Origin of the sequence: Pseudarthrobacter sp. PS3-L1 (assembly GCF_030063285.1) — a bacterium.
Lineage (GTDB): Bacteria > Actinomycetota > Actinomycetes > Actinomycetales > Micrococcaceae > Arthrobacter.
Genome location: NZ_JASISU010000004.1, coordinates 345,906 through 367,091, shown reverse-complemented (window position 1 = coordinate 367,091; position 21,186 = coordinate 345,906). Strand labels below are relative to the sequence as shown.

The window sequence follows — 21,186 nt, the reverse complement described above, 5'->3', positions numbered from 1 at the left end:
GGTTCAGGCATTCATGCCCGGACCCCGGAAAACTTCAGGCAAAGGCTTCCTGAAGGATTTCTTCGAGTTCAGCCGCGGTGCTGAGGTCATGCGGCCGGACAACACTGTTGTCCCCAACGTAGAAGAACGCTGCCTGTACCTGATCTAGCGGGACACCCTTGAGCCTGGACCATGCAAGCCGGTAAGCCGCGAGCTGGATGGATTTAGCCTTGAGCGCACCGGCTGGCGGCCGACGTCCTGTTTTCCAGTCCACCAGGTCCCAGGCACCCGTCGAGTTCCGGAATACTGCATCGATGCGTCCGCGTACCACGACCGGGCCAATCCTTGTTTCTACTGGAACCTCAAGGTACGCGGGTATCCGGTTTGCCCAGTCGGAAGCCAGAAATGTCGCCTTGAGGCTTTCCAGGCCCAGTGCAGCTTCCGCTTTTTCATCAGCGTGGCCGCGGTTGACCAGGTCAAGATCGAGCATTCCGGCCATTCCAAAGTGCTCCTCAACCCATGAGTGAAACGCCGTTCCGCGCCTCGCCGCCATTCCAGGTTCGCGTGGAACGGGCCGACGCAGGGTGGCAAGGACGGCATCGGGATCTTCGCCGAGATCAACCAGGGTGGAGGCAGAAATATGGTCAGGCAAATGGATGTCCCGGTGGTGGCCCCGTTCGGAGCGGCGCTCCAGAAGGAGTGCAGTTTCCTCCGCCCACCGGGCAGACTTTCCGGTCAGCCCGGACGGTGCAGGAAGGTCTGTACGCAGGGCGAGGGCCCCAAGGATCTGTCCCGCTGCGGCTTCAGTGCCCGCGCGGCGGCCGGGAGCCAAACGAAGCCGCTCCCCCGTGCGGGCATCGATGGGACCCTCCAAAGGATCGTAGGGCCAGACAGCGCTTTCGGTTTCCCGGGTCAGTGGGCTCTCTTCTGAAAGTGCAGACTCCTCCAGCGAAAGCGAATGCACGACGGCGGCCGCCTGGCCGCTGCCATCCGTACTACTCCCCGGGGCGGTAAGGGGAAGAAGCCCTGCGAGAAATCCGGAGATCTCCGAGCGCCCCGACCTCGAACCCACCCACGCCGGACTGGATGCCCACAGCACATGCTTGGCCCTGGTGTACGCGACATAGGCGAGACGGCGCTCTTCTTCCTCACCATGCGCCTGGACCTCCGCTTTGAAGTCCTTTTCGGCGTCGAGCCACCCCTTCTGGTCTGGCTGGTCCAGGTCCCACTGCGGAAGATCTGCCCGGTCCCCACGCAGCGGCCACGGCAAAGCCGCAGATCCGCTGCTCCACCTGGAGTCCCTGTCGCTGGGAAAAGCGCCGGCGTTGAGTCCGGGAACAAAAACCACGTCCCACTCAAGGCCTTTGGACGCGTGGACGGTCAGAAGCTGCACGGCCTCGTGACTGACCTCGGTTGCTGCGCCGTCGAGCCCGCTTTCCTCTGCTGCCGCAACATCAAGCCACGACAGGAAAGCGAGGATATCTACCCGGTGGGCACTTTGCAGGAAACCAGCCGCGGCGTCCTGGAATGCATCAAGGTTTCGCCGCGCCTGGTGGATAGTGATGCCCGGTCGGGCGGAAACTTCTATATCAAGGAGCATGGTCCGTTCCACTTCGCCCAGCAGCGTGGTCAGATCGTCGCCCAGATAGCCCCGCAGCATGCGTAACTCCTGAGCCATAAGCCGCAGTCGGGTGGCTGCTTCCTCGCTCAGGGTGCGGCCGTGCGAGGACATCCATCCCTCCTGCGGGAGCCAGTCCAGAGCCTCAACAAGGCTCGCCCCATCCGTGATATCGCTTTCCACGGGGATTTCGGTTGCCCCCTCCGGGGTGGGTTGCCCTTGAGCCTGCAGGAGCCGCCGGCGAGCCAGGAAGGCTGACCAGTCGCGAAATGCCATCAGGTCCGCGGGACCAATCCGCCACCGGGCCCCCACCAGGAGACGCATGAGAGAATCCGAGCGGCCCGGGTCCGCTAGGACCCGAAGGGTAGCGACCAGGTCCACAATCTCCGGAGTGTCGAGGAGTCCTCCCAGTCCAACAATCTCGTAGGGGATCCCCTGGGTTTCCAGTTCTTTGCGGATCGGCTCCATCTGCGCGCGGCGGCGGCAGAGGACAGCCATGGCAGGTGGGATCGGTTGATCGGCTGCAGCCTCGAAGTCCGTGACCCGATATCTGAGGATATCCGCGGCGATCGCCTGCGCTTCATCCTGGTCTGAGTCGAACCGCGCGATCACAACGCTGCCCGCGACGGCGGCCGGACTGGGTACCAGGGCTGGCACCAACGGCTTGCCGGTTTTTCCTCCGGCAACGCTGGATGTGACGGAGAGAGCGTTCAAGGGAGCAGCAACCTGGTTGGCGGCGGACAGGATATTGCTGCCGTTGCGCCAAGCCGTTGTGAGGTAGGACGTCGGAGCGGGTCGCCACTGCCCACCGGCGTCGGCACGCGGAGCCTGAGTGCCGGCGGCTGCACTCGCTGTGCTCACTCGGTCCGGAAACTCCTGCACAAAGTGGAACAGCTGCCCCGCGGAAGCCCCGCGGAAGCCATAGATCGACTGGTTGGGGTCACCCACAGCTGTGACGGCGTGGCCTGCACCAAAAAGGCGGGAGAAGAGCACCAGCTGTGCATGGGACGTGTCCTGGAACTCATCCAACAACACCACCCGGAATCGCCTGCGTTCAAGCTCGCCCGCAAGCGGGATCTCCGTGGCAATACGCGCAGCCAGGGCAACAAGATCCCCAAAATCCAATGCGCCGCGGGCCCTCTTGGCGTTTGCGTACCTGGCCACCATGTCCGCCACGCTGACCCGTGTTTTCAGCATGACGTTGAGCTTAAGGGCTGTTTGCGTGGGGGCCTTGGTAGTGCCAGCAACATAGGGCAGGCTCTCAAAAACGGAAAGGTGCTCTTCCAGCCACGCCTTGACGCTGGCAGGGTCTTGGAGGTGCTCGGCGCATTCGCCAGCAAGCTGGATGACGGCTCGGACCAGGGTGGATCGCGCGGCAGCAAAATGTTCGAATTCGCCATCGTAGGCTTCAACCACTTCACTGGCCAGTTGCCAGGCCTGCGCCGCACCAAGCAGCACCACGTCACGCTCAATTCCTAAGCGCAGGCCGTAATCAGAAACAATGCCGCTGGCGTAGGAGTGGTACGTGGAAACCTTTGGCTCAAGACCATCTGACATGCTCTCCAGCACGTGGGGCAGGGAGCCCTTGGTGTCATCAGCAGCAACCCGCTGAAGGGTGGCAAGCTTGGCCCGAATTCGACTCGCCAGTTCACCGGCTGCCTTCCTGGTGAAAGTAACGCCCAGGATCTCCTCTGGCCTGACCCAGCCGTTGGCGACAAGCCAGACAACCCGGTCGGCCATGGTGGCAGTCTTTCCCGATCCAGCCCCGGCAATGACCAACCGGGGCCCCAGCGGGGACGAAATAATGTGTGACTGCTCGGGCGTGGGTGTGTTCTTCTCCCCTAGCAGCGCCGAGAGCTCTTCCGGAGTGAACCTCGGAGTGGGAAGGACATCGCTGGCTGCAATGCCGATTGGTGGAGCTCCTCCCTGGTGTGGCCCAGCCTGAAATGATCCGGGACCAGGACTGGAGCTCATTCGGTGACCTGCTTTCCCCGCGAACAGAGCGGGCAGACTTCGGGTAGGCGGCACCCTTGGCCGCCATGACCACTTTTGGTCGGATCATGACGGGCCTCAAACGTCCGTCCCGCCATCAGGACTGCGGCCTCAAGGACCGCTTCCGTGGCCCACGTATCGAGTGGTCCTAGAGGATCCTGGTACTGGGTTCCAACGGACTTGGTGGAGGTGCCGAGTTGGGCCAGGATGGCTCCGCCAGGGACCTGGGCGTGGGGCAGCTGGCTCTGCGGGTTCAAGTTTCGCATGTCGGCGGATGGTGACGCCCCTCCCTCAGGAGATGGGCTCCCGGGTATGAATCCACCAGCGAGGACAGCAGCCTGGTACGAGGCCAGCTGCAGGTGGCGCTCAATGTCGGCCTTGGCTGGTTGGCTTTTCCCAGTCTTGAGGTCCACGATCACCAAACGACCCTGCCCATCCAGTTCCAAGCGGTCAACCTGCCCGCGGAGAACTGCTGCCCTGGTCTCGGCGAGGGTAGTTTGCTCCTCGGCGGGCAACGTCACATCCGCGAGGGACACCTCGAAATCCTGCTCCACGCCAACAAGGGTGCGGCCGTCCTGTCGCATGCTGATGACGTAGGTGGCCAGTTTCCGGACCATCGTCTCAGCACGACGGAAATCGAGCTTTCCCTCCCAGTTGTCTTTCATTCCCAGCGTTGGCCAGCGCACCACCAGCTCCTCGACGTAGCGGGTGCCGGTGGCGTCTGGCAAGTCCTGGGCAATGGCATGGACCAACGTTCCAAGACTTCTCGCGAAATCTGTTGCAGCCTCTCCCCCAGCGGCCTGCACAAACCAGTCGAGGGGCGAGGTATGCACTGACTCCACCTTGGACGGCGACACAGAGACCGTGCCATCCGGCGGAACAACCGGATCCGAGCTACTCAAGGGTAGGAGACCCCACCATGACGACGGATGTGCCCCTGCCACAGGCGTTTCCTGCGCGGCAAGGACCGTCAGGAGCCTCAGCGCCTCCTGGCTTTCGGCCTGTGCAGCCAGGCCGAGTTGGGCATTCTGCCGCAGCTCGGCAACTAGTGCACGCAGGGTCAGGGGCCGCTGGACAGCTGTGAGAGGACGGCTGTCCAGCCCTGCTGGCAAGGGGTCAACGTAGTCCAGGAACGATGAGGGCTGTTCATCCTCAGAGGAGACAGCAGTGCAGATCAGGACTTCCTGGGCCCGCGAAATGGCAGCGGCAAAGGTACGGAGCTCGTCATACCTGATGTCCCTTACCCTGCTCAGTGGGTCAATGCGCAGTGCCTGCTCAACGCCGTACTCGAGGACATCCGAATACAGCGTGCTGCCTAGAAGTTCGCCACGGAGCCGTGTGTTGGGCCATGTTCCTTCCTGCAGGCCAGCGACAATCACCACCGGCCACTCGCGTCCTGCCGCACTGGCCGGCGTCAGGAGCTCTACAGCATCTTCCACCTGTGCCCGCGCGGCAAGCGTATCCATGGGTAGTTCCTGGCTGAGAAGGTACTCAAGAAACTGCCGTGGTCCCGCGCCCGGAAGCTGATCCACAAAGCGCTCGGCCGTATGGAAGAGGGCCATCATGGCGTCAAGATCCCTGTCTGCGCGGGCCCCATGACGGCCGCCAGCCAGGGCCGCCTCCGTCCAGGCACCAGACAACCCGGTGGAATGCCACAGCGCCCACAGCACCGATTCAGCATTGGCCCCGGGCAGATCGACGGCGGCACGGCCAGCAGCGATCATGCGGGCTGTCCGGCGTGCCGCACGCCCTTCAATGCCGAGACTTTGGAGCGCTCCTGCTTCCACCAGTGCCTCGACCAGCAGGGTGTCGCTGGACCTGCTGCCGCCACCCTGGAGCTCTTCACGCCGCAATGCCTGCCGCAGACGCCGCAACTCGAGGGGGGTGGCGCCACCTATCCGCGATGTCAGAAGAGCCACCGCGCGCTCCGGACTCAGGATTTCTGGATCGAGAGCAATGGCATAGGCCTCAAGGAGTGGCCGGACTGCTACCTCGTCCCGGACAGCGGACTCGGCTACGGGAACACGCACTGCGATTCCCTGCCCGGTGAGGTACCGCTGGAGTTCTTGCAGCTGTCCGCCGTTGCGAACGATCACCGCAATATCGCCCAGGGGACGCCTCGCGTGCAGGTGCTCATCGAGAATCCGCTGCGTAACGTACCGGAGTTCATGGACGACTGACGGTACCAGGTGGGCTTCTACCCGACCGTCTTTGGCGGTGGTGCCGAATGGCTCGAGCCGGCGAGCCTCCTGGCCTCCTGAACGCTGCGAAATGCGCCCGGCAACGCCTACCCAGGCACTGGCCACAGCGGAACAGTGACGATGCGTGTGCACCAGTGGATAACGTGCAGCTATGCCCTCCCTGGAAAGCAGTACCGGCAGCTTGGCCACCAAGTCAGGACGAGCACCACGGAATCCCTGGACAACTGTGTCGGGCGAGAATGTGACAAGGCAGTCCTTGTCCGCCGCGAGGTCCGCGAGGAGTTCAAAGACGGCCGGGTTGGCTTCCTGGATGTCGTCGACCAACAGCAGCTGCAGGCGGTTCCGCTCCGCTTCGAGGAATGCTGGTGAATCCTGAAAGATATGACGGGCAGCGGTGATGATGCCTGCCGGATCAAAGGCCTCGGGCATGCGGAGGTCAAGGACATCGCGATATTCGGCATACAGCGCCGCCGCAGCAATCCAGTCCGGCCGGCCGGCCTGGTGGCCGAGGTCCGCTAGGTCCTCGGCCGTGAGTCCAGATTCTATGACCCGGTCAAAAAGTTGACGAATCTCCTGCCGAAATCCGCGGGTACCCAGTGCCGGCCCCAGGTCCGCAGGCCATGGCAAGTGAAAGCCTGGAAGATCATGGCCCGCCAGGAGCTCCTTGATGATGAGGTCCTGCTCGGGGCCGGACAGCAGGCGTGGCGCCCTGGCCAGGTTGATGACACCTTCTGCCTTGGCGCGCCGGATGAGATCAAAAGCATAGGAGGACCACGTTCGGGCCGGTGAGGTACTGAGGCTACGATCCAGCCGCGCAGTGAACCTGTCCCTGAGCGAGTCTGCTGCCTGTCGGGTCGGCGCGAGGAGGATGATGCGCTCCGGATCGAGGCCGTCCCGCACGACGCGCCGGACAGCAGCCTCCACCAGGACAGTGGACTTACCCGTTCCAGGTCCACCCGGGACCAAGATGGGGCCACTGCCTGCCACCGTGTTGGCGACAACCTCCTGATCAGGGGAGAGCTGTGGAACGGAGGTGTTTGTTTCCCTTGGTGGCAGCAACCTGAGTGATTTTTGCTGCGGTGACCCGCTGGAGGCTTCGCGAAGGCTCCTCCCTGGCCTCGTGGCGAGTGCTATGGAGCCAGTCTCCGGTGCGGTATGCCCCGTGCTGTCCAGGGGCACAGCGGACGTCGCGGTGAATGTCGGCGGATCAGTTCTCTCAGTCACGCCTCCATTTCATCATCCGCCACTGACATTCTGTGGAGGCGGCTCTCTAGCGATCTTGCGATGTGCTCTATCCTGTCCATCGTGGAATCGTCAGGACTCCACCGGCAACGTCTCATATCCACCCGCCATGGCCCCGACCCACCGTCACGCAACGCTTCCGGTGCACCCAGCAGCGGTGTTCCTTCGGAGCGGAAGTTGGTCAGGGCTGCGGCTGTGTGTCCTTCCGGCACGTGGCCACTGGCACGCAGAACCCGCCACCACGTGGTGGTGCTACCGCTGGCACTCATGGCGGAGCCGACCTGTCGGGCACCTCCCACCCCCAGAAGTTCTGCGATGTCGCCGTAGCTCAGCACTGATCCTGGGGGAATGAGGTCAACCACCTGCAGCACAGCATCAACATATTCAGCTCGCATGCAGCAAGGGTAGCCCGGACCGTGGAGGGCATGGCGATCTCACCGAGGCGCTCCGGGGAACTGTCAGCGGCAGGCGGTAGCGTTGGAGAATGAGCACCTGGAACACCTTGCCCCGTGCGGCATTCGATCTTGAGACCACTGGCCGCAACTCACGCGCCGCCCGTATTGTCACGGCTTCAGTGACCCTTGTGGACGCCGCCGGCCAGGTTGTCGAGGAGCATGAATGGCTTGCCGATCCGGGCATCGAGATCCCTACCGAGGCCAGTGACATCCACGGCGTGAGCACTGAAGTGGCCCGTCGGGATGGCGCACCGGCGGCACAGGTGGTCCAGGAAATCACTGACGTCCTGCGGGCCCTGTTCGAGGATGACGTCCCCGTAATTGCCTACAACGCCAGCTACGACTTCACAGTGCTTGCGGCCGAGGCGGCACGCTATGGCATTGCACAGCTCAGCCGCTTCCCTGTCTTGGACCCTTTCATCATGAACAAACAGGTGGACCGCTACAGGAAGGGAAAGCGGACGTTGAGCGCCCTCTGCGAGGAATACGGTGTGGGGCTCGACAACGCCCACACGTCGGCAGCAGATGCGCTGGCAACCCTCCGGGTCCTGGATGCCATGGCTGGAAAGTTTCCGAAGCTTCAGATGCCGGCAACCCAACTGCACCAGCTTCAGGTTGACTGGGCCCTAAGCCAGGCCGCTGACTTTCAGACCTATCTTCGAAAAACCAAGCCAGCCGCCGTGATCGAGGGCGACTGGCCCGTGCTCCCTCCCCAGGATCCAACCCGCGGCGATTTCTGACCACCCCCCCCGAATGCGACGCACCTCACACCGGAGGACACCGCACATGGCGACAGCCAGGGTCCCACCTGATTCGGTCAGCAGGCTGACTTTTTTATCGTCTGGGACCAGCGGGAACCTGATTCCGAACAATCTTTTCCCATGACGTTTTTTTACGCAGTAAATTCGCATTCGTTTCATTTTGCCGCCGAGTGGCATGATTAAGTTTTGCAGCGACCCCTGCTCCGAAACCGTGAGCCCCGCTCCGGTTTGTACCACGGGTCCCCTTCCGCCCCGGAAGCCGCCAGCCTGCGACTGACATGAAAGCGATGAACATCATGATGAGTAAAGCCACAAAGTGGCTCGCCGGTGCGCCGGTAGCCCTTGCCCTTGCTATTTCCCTTGCAGCCTGCGGGTCAGGTTCCACTGGCGCCACCGGAGACGCCACCGATGCCCTGGCCGGCTCGGATCAGAGCTCCACTGACCGCTACACCACTGCAGACGTCACGCCGATTGCTGACATCGACATCACCAAGCTGGGCCTGAACACCGAGGGCAAGCTTGAGGTTGGCACGCTCTCTGATGCTCCGCCGAACATCTTCATTGACGAATCGGGGAATTTCACCGGCTACGACAACGAACTCCTGCGCGCCATCGCCACCAAACTGGGCCTTGAGGTCGAGTTTGTTGCTACCGATTTCTCAGCGCTACTCTCCCAGGTCCAGACTCAGCAGTTCGACGTCGGCTCCTCCTCGATCTCCACCACTGACAGCCGTCGCGAGAACGTTGGCTTCACCAATGGCTACGATTTCGGTTTCATGGCTGTTGTGGCCAAGACCGATGGTGGCGTCAACGGCTTCGCCGACCTCAACGACTCCACGCGCATTGGCGTTGTCCAGGGCACCGTCCAGGATGACTACGTCACTAACACCCTCAACCTAGAGCCGGTCCGTTTCCCGGACTACGCCACTGTGTACGCCAACGTGCGCAACGGTCAGGTGGACGCCTGGGTTGCTCCCTCGCAGCAGGCCGAGGGTCAGGTGAAGGATGGTGATGACACCAAGATTGCAGAGAGCATCGTCAACACCCAGAACTTCATGGCCTACGCGGTGAAGAAGGAAAACCAGCCACTTATCGATGCCCTGAACTCAGGCCTCGACGCAGTGGTGGCGGACGGTACTTGGTCCAAGCTGACCAAGGAATGGTACCCGGACCGCGAGACCCCCACCGACTGGAAGCCGGGCAGCAAGGCCGCCCCGGCTCCGCAGAGCTGATCTGAGCACCCTGATCCATGGATCTTCTGAATCAGCTAGCTGAAACATTCCTCAACTGGGAGGAAATGGCCAAGGTCATTCCTAGCCTCATCTTGGTGGGCCTTCCCAACGCGTTGATCCTCGCAGTGTCCTCCGGCATCCTGGGTTCGTTGCTGGGCCTGCTGCTGGCGTTCATGGGAATCTCCCGGAATCCGGTGGCCAGGTGGACTGCCCGCATCTACACCGATCTGTTCCGTGGGCTGCCTGCCATCCTGGTCATCCTGATCATTGGGATCGGGCTCAGCCCGATCGCCCGCGAGATCACCGGTTCCAGGAACCCGTATCCCCTCGGCATCCTGGCGCTGACGTTGATCGCTGCTGCCTATATTGGCGAGATTTTCCGTTCCGGCATCCAGAGTGTCGAGAAGGGGCAACTCGAAGCCACTCGGGCCCTCGGCTTCAGTTACGGGAGCGCCATGCGCCTGGTGGTGGTGCCGCAGGGCATCCGCCGTGTTCTCCCGGCCCTGGTCAACCAGTTCATTTCGCTCCTGAAAGATTCCTCGCTCGTTTTCGTCCTGGGCCTGGCTGCATCCGACAGGGAAATCTTCCGGATCGGCAACGATGCCATGGCCAACACGGGGAATCTCTCCCCGCTGGTCGCTGCCGGTGTTGTCTATCTGATCCTGACGGTTCCCCTGACCCACCTGGTCAATTTCATCGACAACCGGCTCCGCAGCGGGAAACCAGAGAAACGCGAACCCGACGAACTGGCCGCCCCCATTGGAAAGAAGGCCTGACATGGCGGAATTGCGCTCCGGCTCACTGACTGGCAAAAACCTGCATCTCTCCTTTGGCAGCAACCACGTCCTGCGTGGCATTGACCTGCACGTTGAAAAAGGCACGACGGCGTCAGTCATCGGCCCCTCGGGCTCCGGCAAATCAACGCTGCTGCGGGTCATGAACCGGTTAATCGAACCGGATCAGGGAGACATCCTCCTCGATGGCCGATCCGTCCTCAAGGACAATCCGGATGAACTGCGCCGCCGCATCGGGATGGTGTTTCAGCAGTTCAACCTCTTCCCCCACAAGACAGTGCTGGACAATGTGTCCTTGGCCCTGCGGAAGCTCCGCAAGCTCGACCCGGAGCAGGCCCGCACCGAAGCCCTTGAACAACTTGACCTGGTGGGACTGAAGCATAAGGCGAATTCCAGGCCCGGCAACCTCTCGGGTGGCCAGCAGCAGCGCGTAGCCATTGCGCGTGCGCTGGCGATGAAGCCAGAAGTGATGTTCTTTGACGAGGCCACATCTGCCCTAGACCCGGAGCTTGTCAAGGGGGTCCTGGCGCTCATGGCCGACCTGGCCAGGGGCGGCATGACAATGGTGGTGGTCACTCACGAGATGGGCTTCTCGCGGAACGTCTCGGATACCGTCACGTTCATGGACGCTGGACTGGTCGTGGAATCAGGCCCGCCTGCGGAGATCTTCTCGGCACCCAAGACGGACAGGCTCAAAGGCTTCCTCTCGGACGTCCTCTAACGGCAGCATCGCCTACGGAAAAACCCCGGCACCACCAGCTTCCACCTTGTGATCAGTGGATCTGGAGAGGCCGGGGTTTTTTTGTTGCTGTACCCCTCAGGCGGTAGCTGCCGCTGCCGCCTGTGCCGCTGCGGGAAGGGCCTCGTAGACACGGTTCATGGCGGCGTCGTCGTGCGCTGCAGAGAGGAACCAGGCCTCGTACACCGATGGTGGCAGGTAGACCCCTGCCTCCAGCATGGAGTGGAAGAACGGCGCGTATCGGAAGCTCTCCTGGCCCAAAGCATCGTCGTAGTTGTGCACGCCGTGGGCTGAGGTACCAAAGGCTACGGAAAACAGGTTCCCCGCCCGCTGGATGGAGTGATCTACGCCAGCCGTATCCAGCGCGTTGGACAGGGCGCCGGAAAGCTCCAGGGAGCGTGCGTCAACAAAGCTGTAGACGTCGCGGGTCGCGTGTGTCAGGGTGGCCACGCCAGCCGCCATCGCAACGGGGTTACCGGACAGCGTCCCGGCCTGATAAACCGGCCCCAGCGGTGCCAGGTATTCCATGACATCCGCACGCCCGCCCAGTGCGGCCGTGGGCAGCCCACCACCAATGACCTTGCCGAAGGTGAGCAGATCTGGGGTCCACGGCTCGGCTGCATCCATCGCGCCGCCGGTGAGGCCCCAGTAACCCGAGTAGCTTGTGCGGAAGCCTGTCAGCACCTCATCGACAATCAGCAGCGCACCGTGCTCCTTGGAGATCCGTGACAGCCCCGCATTAAAGCCGTCTGCAGGGGTGACAACCCCCATGTTGGCGGGTGCGGCCTCGGTGATGATTGCGGCAATGTCGCTGCCGTGCGCCGCAAAGGCAGCCTCCACGGCGGCAAGGTCGTTGTAGGGAAGGACGAGTGTTTCCGCAGCAGTCGCGGCCGTCACACCTGCCGAACCGGGCAAAGCAAGGGTAGCCAGGCCTGAGCCTGCTGCTGCCAGCAGGCTGTCGAGGTGGCCGTGGTAGCACCCGGCAAACTTGATAATCAAGTTGCGACCTGTAAAACCCCGTGCCAGCCGGACGGCAGTCATGGTGGCCTCCGTACCGGTAGAGACCATCCGGATGCGTTCGACGGCGGGGACGCGTTCGCGGACCAGTTCTGCCAGGTTGGCCTCATCCGGAGTCGACGCGCCAAAAGACAGCCCGCGGTCCACCGCCGCGTGCACGGCTTCCAGGACAGCGGGGTGGGCATGGCCCAAAAGTGCCGGGCCCCAGGAGCAGACGAGGTCCACGTATTCGTGGCCGTCTGCATCCGTCAGGTGCGGGCCCTTGGCGGAAACCATGAACCGGGGTGTTCCACCCACGGATCCAAAAGCACGGACCGGAGAGTTCACGCCACCCGGCATCAGATGCCGGGCACGGTCGAAAAGGGCTTCATTGCGGGGATTGCTGGAGGTCATGGTCCTAGTCTCTCAGGTGGCTGGTCAGCAGGTCTGCGACCTTCGGCGCCACTGAGGTACCCAGGAGCTCGATGGAACGCATCATGGCAGCGTGCGGCAGCGGGCCGTGGCTGTATTTGAGGTCAAAGCGGTCAACGCCAAGGTTCTTTTTGAGCAGCGCGATCTTTCGGGCAACAGTTTCCGGAGAGCCGACGTACAGCGCACCCTCGGGGGCGCACAGCTGGTCAAACTCGGAACGGCTTCCGGGACCCCAGCCGCGCTCCACCCCCAGCTGGTTACGGACAGCCAGCCAATGTGGGAAGAACTCCGACCGGGCCTCGTCGTCAGTGGGTGCCACATGGCCTGGCGAATGGGTAGCCATCTGGCGCATGGGATGGCCATATTTCTCCATGGCTTCCCGGTACAGATCCGCCAGTGGAGCGAACCCCCGCGGATGTCCACCAATAATGGCAAAAATAATCGGGTAGCCGTACTGGGCACAGCGAAGCACGGATTCGGGAGTTCCACCCACGCCAATCCAGGTGGGCAGCAGGTGGTTTTCCAGCTGCGGGTATACGCTCAGGCCGCTCAGGGGGCGGCGCGTGCGGCCCTCCCAGTGGATGGGCTTCTGCGCACGGACTTTGTCGAAGAGTTCAAGCTTTTCCTCGAACAGGACTTCGTAATCGGCAAGGTCAAGGCCAAACAGGGGGAAGGATTCAATGAAGGAACCCCTGCCCAGCATTACTTCAGCCCGGCCGCTGGACACGGCGTCGAGGGTGGCGAACCGCTGGAAGACCCGGATCGGATCATCAGAACTGAGCACCGTGACGGCGGAGCCAAGCCGGATGCTGCTGGTCCGCATGGCGGCCGCTGCAAGGAAGACCTCCGGCGCGGAGACAGCATAGTCCCTGCGGTGATGTTCGCCCACACCAAAGGCGTGCAGGCCAACGGAATCGGCAAGTTCCGCCTGATCGAGCAACTCCCGGAGGACAACAGCATGGTGCTGAGGTTCGCCGTCAGCTCCGGCACCCACATCACCGAAAGTGTTCAGGCCGAGCAATATCTGGTCAGGACTTCCCGGGGCGGTAGGGTCGGTGATCGCGTTCATCGTGCCTCTTTCAGCCAGGTGGCCAGTTCAGTGGCCCAGTAGGTAAGAACCATGTCAGCTCCGGCGCGTCGAATTCCCAGTACGGATTCGGAGATGGCAGCACGCCTGTCGATCCAGCCATTCGCTGCGGCTGCCTCGATCATGGCGTACTCCCCCGAGATCTGATAAGCCGCGACTGGCACGGGAGCAATGGCTGCTACGTCCGCCAGGATGTCCAGATAGCTCATGGCAGGTTTAACCATGACAATGTCTGCGCCCTCTGCCAGGTCGAGCTCCACTTCGCGAATGGCCTCGCGACGGTTCCCGGCATCCATCTGGTACGTCCGGCGATCCCCCTTCAGCTGGGAATCCACAGCCTCCCGGAACGGACCATAGAAAGCCGAAGCGTACTTAGCGGAGTACGCAATGACTGCGGTCTCAGCATGGCCGCCAGCATCAAGGGCTTTGCGGATGGCCGTAATCTGCCCATCCATCATGCCGGAGGGGCCGAGCATATGGGCACCGGCCTCGGCCTGCGCCACGGCCATTTGGGCGTAGATCTCGACAGTGCTGTCGTTGTCGACACTGCCGTCCGAGTCGAGGACTCCGCAGTGGCCGTGATCGGTGAACTCGTCGAGGCAGACATCGCTCATGATGACCAGATCATCCCCCACTTCGGCACGGACATCTGCAATAGCCTTGTTCAAGACACCGTTGGGATCCAGCGCAGCAGAACCGACGGCGTCACGGACCTCTGGAATGCCGAACAGCATGATCCCGCCAAGGCCAAGGGACACGGCCTCGGCGGCGGCCCGCCGGAGCGTCTCCGTGGTGTGCTGGACAACACCGGGCATGGACAGGATGGGCCGAGGCTGCGTCAGGCCCTCCCTGATGAATACAGGCAGGATCAGTTCCGCCGGGGCCATCCGTGTTTCGGCAGTAAGCCTGCGCATGGCCGGCGTGGTGCGCAGGCGGCGGGGGCGGTGTTCAGGGAAGCTCATGGATCTCCTTAGGAGGATTGCTGCAGGTAGAACTGATACGTGGGGCACGTGTGCTGCTGGACCCGGCCACGGGTTGGGCTGCGACGGCGGCTAGGGTGGCAGCAACAAGTCCCTCCACAGTGGGTCGAACAGCCACCGCCGCCACATTCATTCCCCGCTCCCGGGCAGCCTGGGCCGTGGTGGCTCCGATGGCCACCAGCCGGGTCGCTGGAAGGGGCCCCGCCAAGGCCGTAATCCCGCGAATTGCGCTTGGTGACGCAGCGATGACCACGTCGAACTGTCCGGCCATCAGCGTTTCGGCGGCATGCTGCGGCAGCAGGACCTGGACGGCGGCATTGACGTGAGCGCTGGGTGGACGGGGATCGCCTAGTGCGAGAGCTGGATCTGCCGGGTAGTCGACTGTGCAGTATGCAACAACTGCCGTCACCGAGGAGCCAAGCCCTGCCAATCCCTCTGCCAGGGTGGCTGGCGCAATATCCGCCTGTGGGAGCAGGACCCTACCGGGCTCAGCACTCCACACGCCCAACAGGCCGTTGGCCGACTGATCCTCTGCAGGCTGCAGGTCTACGTGGATTCCCTCGGCGGAAAGCCGTGCCGTGGTGCCTGCACCGACGGCTGCCACCCGAACGGTTGCGGGCAGGGCTTCTACCAGGCTCATTCCTCGCTTGGCGATGCTCTGCGAGACTGCCATAACCGCTGTGACACTTGTCAGCACCAGCCATTCGAACCCGCCTTTGAGTAGGGAGGACAGGGCAGCATCAAGATCCTTCGAATCAGGAACCTGCTGGTAGTCGATCACCGGGAAGATGCCGACAGCTGCGCCTTCTGCCGCCAACGCCTCGGCCAGCGGCGCAGCGCGCTCTGGTGTCCTGGTCACCAGGACACGGACACCGGAGAGTGTATCGGCAGTGGGCATCGGGGTCAGGACGCTGCTAGATCGGCGATCTCAGCTGCCCCGGCTGCCAGCAGGACCTCGGCCACCTCAATACCCAGCAGGGTGGCACCCACCTCTGTCAAGCCGTCCGTAGCGCGTGTTTCGCGGACGCTGGCGGTGCCGTCAACGGCACAGACCACTGCGTCCAGGTGCAGCATGCTGCCCTTGCGGCGAGCATACGCTCCCACGGGCGCTGCGCAGCCAGCTTCCAGCCGCGCAAGAAGTGCTCGTTCTGCCGTAACGGCCAGGCGGGTGTCCTTGTCATCAATGGCTGCAAGCGCCTGGGCCAATACCGACTGTGAGCCTGCTGTTGTTCCGGCAGTTCGTGGAGCTTCTGCACTTCGGCATTCAATGGCGAGCGATCCCTGTCCGGCGGCGGGGAGCATCACATCCGGCTCGAGGAACTCTGAGACAGCGTCGAGCCGGCCAATGCGCTGGAGCCCAGCCGCGGCAAGAACCACGGCGTCGAGATCACACGTCTTCCCGGGGACGACGTCGGCTGTGCTGTTTCCCGTCAGTCCTGGTACCCGGCCCAGCCTGGTATCAACGTTGCCGCGGATGTCCAGGATGGAGAGGTCGGGGCGGGCTGCCCGCAGCTGTGCAGCCCGCCGCGGGGAACCGGTCCCTACCGTTGCCCCGCCGGGCAGCGTGGCAAGCGTCAGCCCATCCCGCGCACACAGCACATCGCGGACGTCAGCCCGCTTTGGCGTGGAGGCCAGGGCCAGCCCCTCTGCCGCGCCGGTGGGAAGGTCCTTGAGCGAGTGCACGGCAATGTCGCATTCATTGTTGAGGAGTGCGTCCCGCAGGGAGGCCACAAAGACACCTGTCCCACCCATCTGGGACAGGGAACCGGTGAGAACGTCGCCGTGGCTTCGGATGTGGACAAGCTCCACCGGAAAGCCCCCGACGGCGGTGAGCTGGTCAGCAGTCTGCTGGGTCTGGGTGAGCGCTAGCCGGCTCGCCCTCGTGCCGATCCGGACACTCACGCAGTGACCTTCGCGTCTCCGGCCGTTCCCTGGGCGTCAGGGTAGGGGTCATGGCCCGTCCCCACGGTGGTGTCGGCGCCCGAAATGGTCGGTTTTTCGCCCCGGAAGTTCTTGCAGCATCCCGGCCGGCAGACGTCGTACCAGGGACCAAGATCCGTCAGCGAGGGGCGTTCCGTGATGGTGTCCTCGGCCGTACGTTCCAGGATGAGGTTGACCATCCCGGAAACAAATTTCCGGTGGGTGCCGGGGGTGGGTACCCGCGTTGCTGCGATCCCGAGCTCACGGCAGGTATCCAGCGCCTCGGTGTCGAGGTCCCAGACCACCTCCATGTGGTCGCTGACGAAGCCCAGGGGCACAATCACGACGCCCTTGATCCCCTGCTTCGACAAATCCTCAATGGCGTCGTTGATGTCAGGCTCAAGCCACGGCACGTGGGGTGCACCGGAGCGGGACTGGTAGACCAGCGACCATTCGGCGCTCTGGCCGGACTCTTCCTTGACCCGGCGCATGACCTCGGAGCCCGTCGCCATGTGCTGGGCGACGTAGGCGGAGTCACCCTCAAAGGTGCGCGTTTCTGCCGGCGAGTTACCAGCAGCGTGGGCATCGCGGGTGGGGATGGAGTGCGTGGCGAAAAGCACGTGGACAGGTGCATCGGGAGTTCCGGCCGCAGCCAGCAGTTCGCGGACCTCGGTAATCCCGGCTGCGGTCCCCTCAACGAAGGGCTCCACAAATCCCGGGTGGTCGAAATACTGGCGTACCTTGTCCACTTCCACGCGCCCATCCAGGCCGGTCTCCGTCAACGCCATCCCGATGTCCTCGCGGTACTGGCGGCAGCTGGAGTAGCAGGAGTAGGCGCTGGTCGTGATCATCAGCAGGCGCCGGTGACCGGCGTCGTACGCATCCTGCAGGGTCTGCGGGATGTAGGGGTCCCAGTTGCGGTTGCCCCAGAAAATGGGCAGGTCGATGCCTCGCGACGACAATTCGGCTTCGAGTGCCGCCTTGAGGTCGCGGTTCTGCTGGTTGATGGGGCTGATGCCGCCGTTTGCGCGGTAGTGGTGCGAAACCTCTTCGAGGCGCTCATCCGGGATGCCCCGTCCGCGGGTGACGTTGCGGAGGAACGGAAGGACATCGTCCTGGCCCTCTGGTCCGCCAAACGATGCCAACAGGACGCCGTCGTACTTCTTTGGCGCCATCCTGCCTGCCTGGGTCACCTCGTTGATGGCGGTGATGTCCCTGTCATTCTCAGAATTGGTGTCAAGCGGGCTCATGCGAGGACCTCAGCAACTTCTGCCGCGGAGATGCGGCGACCGGTATAAAACGGAACTTCTTCGCGGACATGGTGTCGGGCCTCGGTGGAGCGCAGATGGCGCATCATGTCCACCAGGTCAACGAGTTCGGGTGCTTCAAGGCCCAAGATCCACTCCCAGTCGCCCAGGGCAAACGAGGAGACAGTGTTGGCAATAACCTGCGGGAAATCCCTGCCCAGCAAACCATGGTGGCGCAGCATGGCGCCCCGCTCCGCCTCGGGGAGCAGGTACCACTCATACGAGCGCACGAACGGGTAGACGCAGAGCCAGGTGGAGGGCTCCACGTTGCGGGAGAACGCTGGGCTATGGCTCTTGGTAAATTCCGCCTCGCGGTGTACTCCCATGCCGGACCAGACAATCTCGGTTCCCTCGAAGAGATCGCTGCGCCGGATGTCACGGATGGCCTGCTGCAGGTCCTCCGCCCTGGGGCCATGGACCCAGACCATGATGTCGGCATCGGCGCGCATGGCGGAGACATCGTAGTTACCGCGGTGGACAATGCCCCTGGTAGCCAAGTCCGCGGTCAGTGCCTCAAATTCCGCAGCGGCACCGCTACTGCGCTGGACCGGAGAGGTGCGCTTGAAAACCGTCCAGAGCGTGAAGAACTGCTCGGCTGATTCATCGGTTTTGGTGACAGATTCGGCAGAAGTGTGGCTCATGATTACCAGTTTGCCCCTTCGTAGAAAAGATGTCGAAACCTAACTCTTCTACAAGGCGTAGAAGTGATGGAGATCACATAGCGTGCCGGATCTGCTGGCCTGCGCTCCGCAAGACTGGAGTTCAGGAGGGGCCAGCGGTGAGGCGCTCCATCTGGTCGCGGGTATCAGCGACCACGGCGGCAAGACCGTTGCCGGCAACCCACCCTCCCACTATGGCGAGGCTCCCACTTTCAGCGCAGATTGCACGGACTGCCGCTACCCTCTGCCGGTGGCCCACGGCAGCAAAAGGCAGCGCCCCGGGCCATCTGACAACGTCCCAGTCCACCACGGCGTCACTGGTAATTGGCGTCTCAAGAAGCGCCGATGCATCCCTGAGGGCAACCTCGAACAGTTCAGCGTCAGGGATCACTTCAGCAACCTCCCGACGGGCTTTTTCCCGCGGGCTACTGAGCCCATCGCGGCGACCGTAGGAGAGCCGCAAAACATGGCGCCCGGGGCCCGCAGCCTCAGCCAGCCACTCCCACTTCGCCGTGGCATGCGTCATGGCCTTGGCCTGAATTCCTGGCGTCTGTGGCGCCACCAGGATTCCCGTTCCCCGCGGCCGGCCGTTGAGCGCGGGCTCATCCACCACCAGGGTCACCAGCCGAACATCCGGGCCTGGCTCGGGCACATGGGACGCGAGATCGGGGACCGCGCTGGAGAGCAGCCCGATCGCAGCCGGGCCACCGAGCGCCATGACCAGCAGGTCGGCCTGGCGCGTCAGCGCTCCCGCCTCAACCTGCCACGGCCCTGCAACGCTTCGACGGATGACCTCGACCCGGGATCCGGTGACAAGCTCGACACCGCGCACCCCAAGCTGCGCAACCAAGGCGGTCACCAGTGTGTGCATGCCACCCATGAGGCCAGCGACTGCGGAGCCAGCCTTCGCCGGAGCCCCGGCAGCAGGCATGGTGGCGCCCGCCGCCGTGGGATTGCCCCGCCGGACAGCAAGGACCGCAGCAGCCAATGAACCCTGGCTCATGACACCTGAACGAAGACCCGGTGCCACCATGTCCACGTCAAGAAGGGCGGGATCGGCCGAGTGCACGCCCCCCACTACTGGCTCAACAAGCCGGGTGAGGACGCGCCGTCCCATCCTGGTCCGCACCAGGGAGGCAACGCTTGTCAGTTCACGGCTGGCGCCAACTGTGCGGGGCAGGAACCTGTCCAGGGATGCCCTGATAGAGCCAAGGATCCCCAGCGTGCGCCGAACCTCTGGATCCCAAGGATTGGCAGGAATCCCCAGCACCCCTGTTTTGGGCAGTTCACGCGGCCCTGAGGGCAATTCGACCCACGCGCCGCCCGGCAGCGGGGTCCTAATGTTCTGCGAAAGCCCCAGTTGGCCGATCAGGCTGGCAACCGCCGTCGACCGGGTGGCAAATGACTCAGCCCCGCTGTCCAGCGTCAGTCCCGCCAGCGTATGGCTGGCCACGGCGCCGCCCCATCCGGAGCCCGCTTCCACCACAGTGGTCTGGATGCCCCTGCTGGAAAGTTCCAGGGCTGCGAGCAGTCCCGAGATACCACCGCCGACGACGACTGCCGTCTCTGCCGGTGCAGGTCCTGCTGGCTGCCCATCGGGGGTCACGGGGCTACTCCGGTGCGATCGAGTGGATCAGTTCCACCACCCGGGTCAGGACATCAGGATCCGTTTCGGGGGGCACCCCGTGGCCCAGGTTGACCACATGGCCGGGAGCGCCGGACCCTGCAGCAATAACGTCCCGCACATGGGCTTCCAGGACGTCCCACGGAGCTGGCAGCAGTGCGGGGTCGATATTCCCCTGCAGGGGAACTGTCCCACCGAGCCTACGGTTGGCCTCGTCAAGCGGCAATCGGTAATCGACGCCCATCACATCCACGCCCACGTTGTACATGGCGCCGAGCAGCTCAGAGGTCCCCGTCCCAAAGTGGATCAGGGGTGCGCCGTGGTGGCGGACAAAATCAAGGGCCCTTGCAGACGCGGGCGCCACAAAACGCTCGTAGTCGGCGAGTCCCAGCGATCCAGCCCACGAGTCGAAGAGCTGGGCAGCCGAGGCACCTGCCTCAAGCTGGGCCTGCAGGAACAGACCTGATGCATCAGCTGCCCAATTGGCCAGCGCAGTCCAGGTCTCCGGGTCTGCGTGCATCATGGTGCGGGGTCCCAGATGGTCGCGTGACGGCTTGCCCTCCACCATGTAGGCAGCCAGCGTAAAGGGTGCGCCAGCAAATCCGATCAGTGGGGTGCTGCCCAGCTCCGCTACGGTTCGACGGACAGCTTCCCGAATGGGCTCAAGCGCTTCCCACGTGAGCGTAGGCAACGCCGCAACGTCGGCAGCAGTGCGCACCGGGTGGTCAAGGACCGGGCCGACGCCCGGAACAATGTCCACGCCAACCCCCGCGAGTTTGAGGGGAATGACAATGTCGGAGAAGAAGATCGCCGCATCGACATCGTGCCGCCGAACGGGCTGCAGGGTAATCTCCGACGCCAACTCGGGGCGCAGGCAGGCGTCAAGCATTGCCACACCCTCGCGAACCTTGAGGTATTCAGGCAGGGACCGCCCTGCCTGGCGCATGAACCAGACCGGCCGGCGGGAAGGTTTTCCACCGCGGTAGGCAGTGATCAGTGGAGAGTCGGCTGTCCTTCCGTCAATCAGCGGATGTCCGGCGTCGAGGGTTCCGGTGGGAGACACGGCAGAGCTGGAAGTCATGCTCCGATTGTGCCCAAAATTGAGGGCAAAGGGTAATGCGCTGCCCCGTTTCCAGGGCCCCACGCCAGGCTCGTGGCACGAATCACA

At 63.4% G+C, this 21,186-nt stretch carries 16 protein-coding genes; 4 read left to right on the top strand and 12 right to left on the bottom strand.

Annotated features, from left to right (window positions below; all coding sequences use genetic code 11):
* Positions 1-34: 34 nt before the first annotated feature.
* The 3 genes from QMG79_RS13010 to QMG79_RS13000 form a co-directional block, all read right to left on the bottom strand.
* On the bottom strand, positions 35-3,571 hold the full coding sequence (locus QMG79_RS13010; RefSeq protein ID WP_283539014.1) for an ATP-dependent helicase: 3,537 nt from the start codon (positions 3,569-3,571) through the stop codon (positions 35-37).
* The gene (locus tag QMG79_RS13005; RefSeq protein ID WP_283539262.1) at positions 3,568-6,849 is read right to left on the bottom strand and encodes an ATP-dependent helicase; all 3,282 of its coding nucleotides are present in this window, start codon (positions 6,847-6,849) and stop codon (positions 3,568-3,570) included. Before QMG79_RS13005 ends, QMG79_RS13010 begins: the two co-directional genes overlap by 4 nt.
* Before the next feature lie 161 nt (positions 6,850-7,010).
* On the bottom strand, positions 7,011-7,427 hold the full coding sequence (locus QMG79_RS13000) for an MGMT family protein (RefSeq protein WP_283539013.1): 417 nt from the start codon (positions 7,425-7,427) through the stop codon (positions 7,011-7,013).
* A gap of 89 nt (positions 7,428-7,516) precedes the next feature.
* Between QMG79_RS13000 and QMG79_RS12995 the strand changes: the two genes are divergently transcribed.
* The 4 genes from QMG79_RS12995 to QMG79_RS12980 all read left to right on the top strand — a co-directional run bounded on the left by QMG79_RS12995 (position 7,517) and on the right by QMG79_RS12980 (position 10,995).
* Positions 7,517-8,227, top strand: a complete 711-nt coding sequence (locus tag QMG79_RS12995; protein WP_283539012.1) for a 3'-5' exonuclease — start codon at positions 7,517-7,519, stop codon at positions 8,225-8,227.
* Between the two features lie 317 nt (positions 8,228-8,544).
* Positions 8,545-9,480: an ABC transporter substrate-binding protein gene (locus QMG79_RS12990; protein ID WP_283539261.1), complete on the top strand. Its 936-nt coding sequence runs from the start codon at positions 8,545-8,547 to the stop codon at positions 9,478-9,480.
* 17 nt (positions 9,481-9,497) lie between these two features.
* A complete protein-coding gene (locus tag QMG79_RS12985; protein ID WP_283539011.1) occupies positions 9,498-10,256 on the top strand; it encodes an amino acid ABC transporter permease in 759 nt (252 codons plus the stop codon).
* A 1-nt stretch (position 10,257) separates the two neighbouring features.
* A complete protein-coding gene (locus QMG79_RS12980; RefSeq protein ID WP_283539010.1) occupies positions 10,258-10,995 on the top strand; it encodes an amino acid ABC transporter ATP-binding protein in 738 nt (245 codons plus the stop codon).
* A 96-nt stretch (positions 10,996-11,091) separates the two neighbouring features.
* Here QMG79_RS12980 and hemL read toward each other — a convergent pair whose 3' ends face one another.
* From hemL to hemE, 9 genes are all read right to left on the bottom strand, one after another.
* A complete protein-coding gene (hemL, locus tag QMG79_RS12975) occupies positions 11,092-12,423 on the bottom strand; it encodes a glutamate-1-semialdehyde 2,1-aminomutase (RefSeq protein ID WP_283539009.1) in 1,332 nt (443 codons plus the stop codon).
* A gap of 4 nt (positions 12,424-12,427) precedes the next feature.
* Complete coding sequence (locus QMG79_RS12970; RefSeq protein ID WP_283539008.1) at positions 12,428-13,510, bottom strand: LLM class flavin-dependent oxidoreductase; 1,083 nt, start codon at positions 13,508-13,510, stop codon at positions 12,428-12,430.
* Positions 13,507-14,490: a porphobilinogen synthase gene (hemB, locus tag QMG79_RS12965; protein ID WP_283539007.1), complete on the bottom strand. Its 984-nt coding sequence runs from the start codon at positions 14,488-14,490 to the stop codon at positions 13,507-13,509. Before hemB ends, QMG79_RS12970 begins: the two co-directional genes overlap by 4 nt.
* A complete protein-coding gene (locus QMG79_RS12960) occupies positions 14,477-15,406 on the bottom strand; it encodes a uroporphyrinogen-III synthase (RefSeq protein WP_283539006.1) in 930 nt (309 codons plus the stop codon). The genes hemB and QMG79_RS12960 overlap by 14 nt, the downstream gene beginning before the upstream one ends.
* Before the next feature lie 5 nt (positions 15,407-15,411).
* Positions 15,412-16,410, bottom strand: a complete 999-nt coding sequence (hemC, locus tag QMG79_RS12955) for a hydroxymethylbilane synthase (RefSeq protein WP_283539005.1) — start codon at positions 16,408-16,410, stop codon at positions 15,412-15,414.
* A complete protein-coding gene (locus QMG79_RS12950; RefSeq protein WP_283539004.1) occupies positions 16,407-17,678 on the bottom strand; it encodes a ferrochelatase in 1,272 nt (423 codons plus the stop codon). The genes hemC and QMG79_RS12950 overlap by 4 nt, the downstream gene beginning before the upstream one ends.
* The gene (gene hemQ, locus QMG79_RS12945; RefSeq protein WP_283539003.1) at positions 17,675-18,376 is read right to left on the bottom strand and encodes a hydrogen peroxide-dependent heme synthase; all 702 of its coding nucleotides are present in this window, start codon (positions 18,374-18,376) and stop codon (positions 17,675-17,677) included. The genes QMG79_RS12950 and hemQ overlap by 4 nt, the downstream gene beginning before the upstream one ends.
* 121 nt (positions 18,377-18,497) lie before the next feature.
* Positions 18,498-20,000, bottom strand: coding sequence for a protoporphyrinogen oxidase (gene hemG, locus QMG79_RS12940; RefSeq protein WP_283539002.1), 1,503 nt, complete (start codon positions 19,998-20,000; stop codon positions 18,498-18,500).
* Between the two features lie 4 nt (positions 20,001-20,004).
* Positions 20,005-21,099: a uroporphyrinogen decarboxylase gene (gene hemE, locus QMG79_RS12935; RefSeq protein ID WP_283539001.1), complete on the bottom strand. Its 1,095-nt coding sequence runs from the start codon at positions 21,097-21,099 to the stop codon at positions 20,005-20,007.
* Between the last annotated feature and the right edge of the window lie 87 nt (positions 21,100-21,186).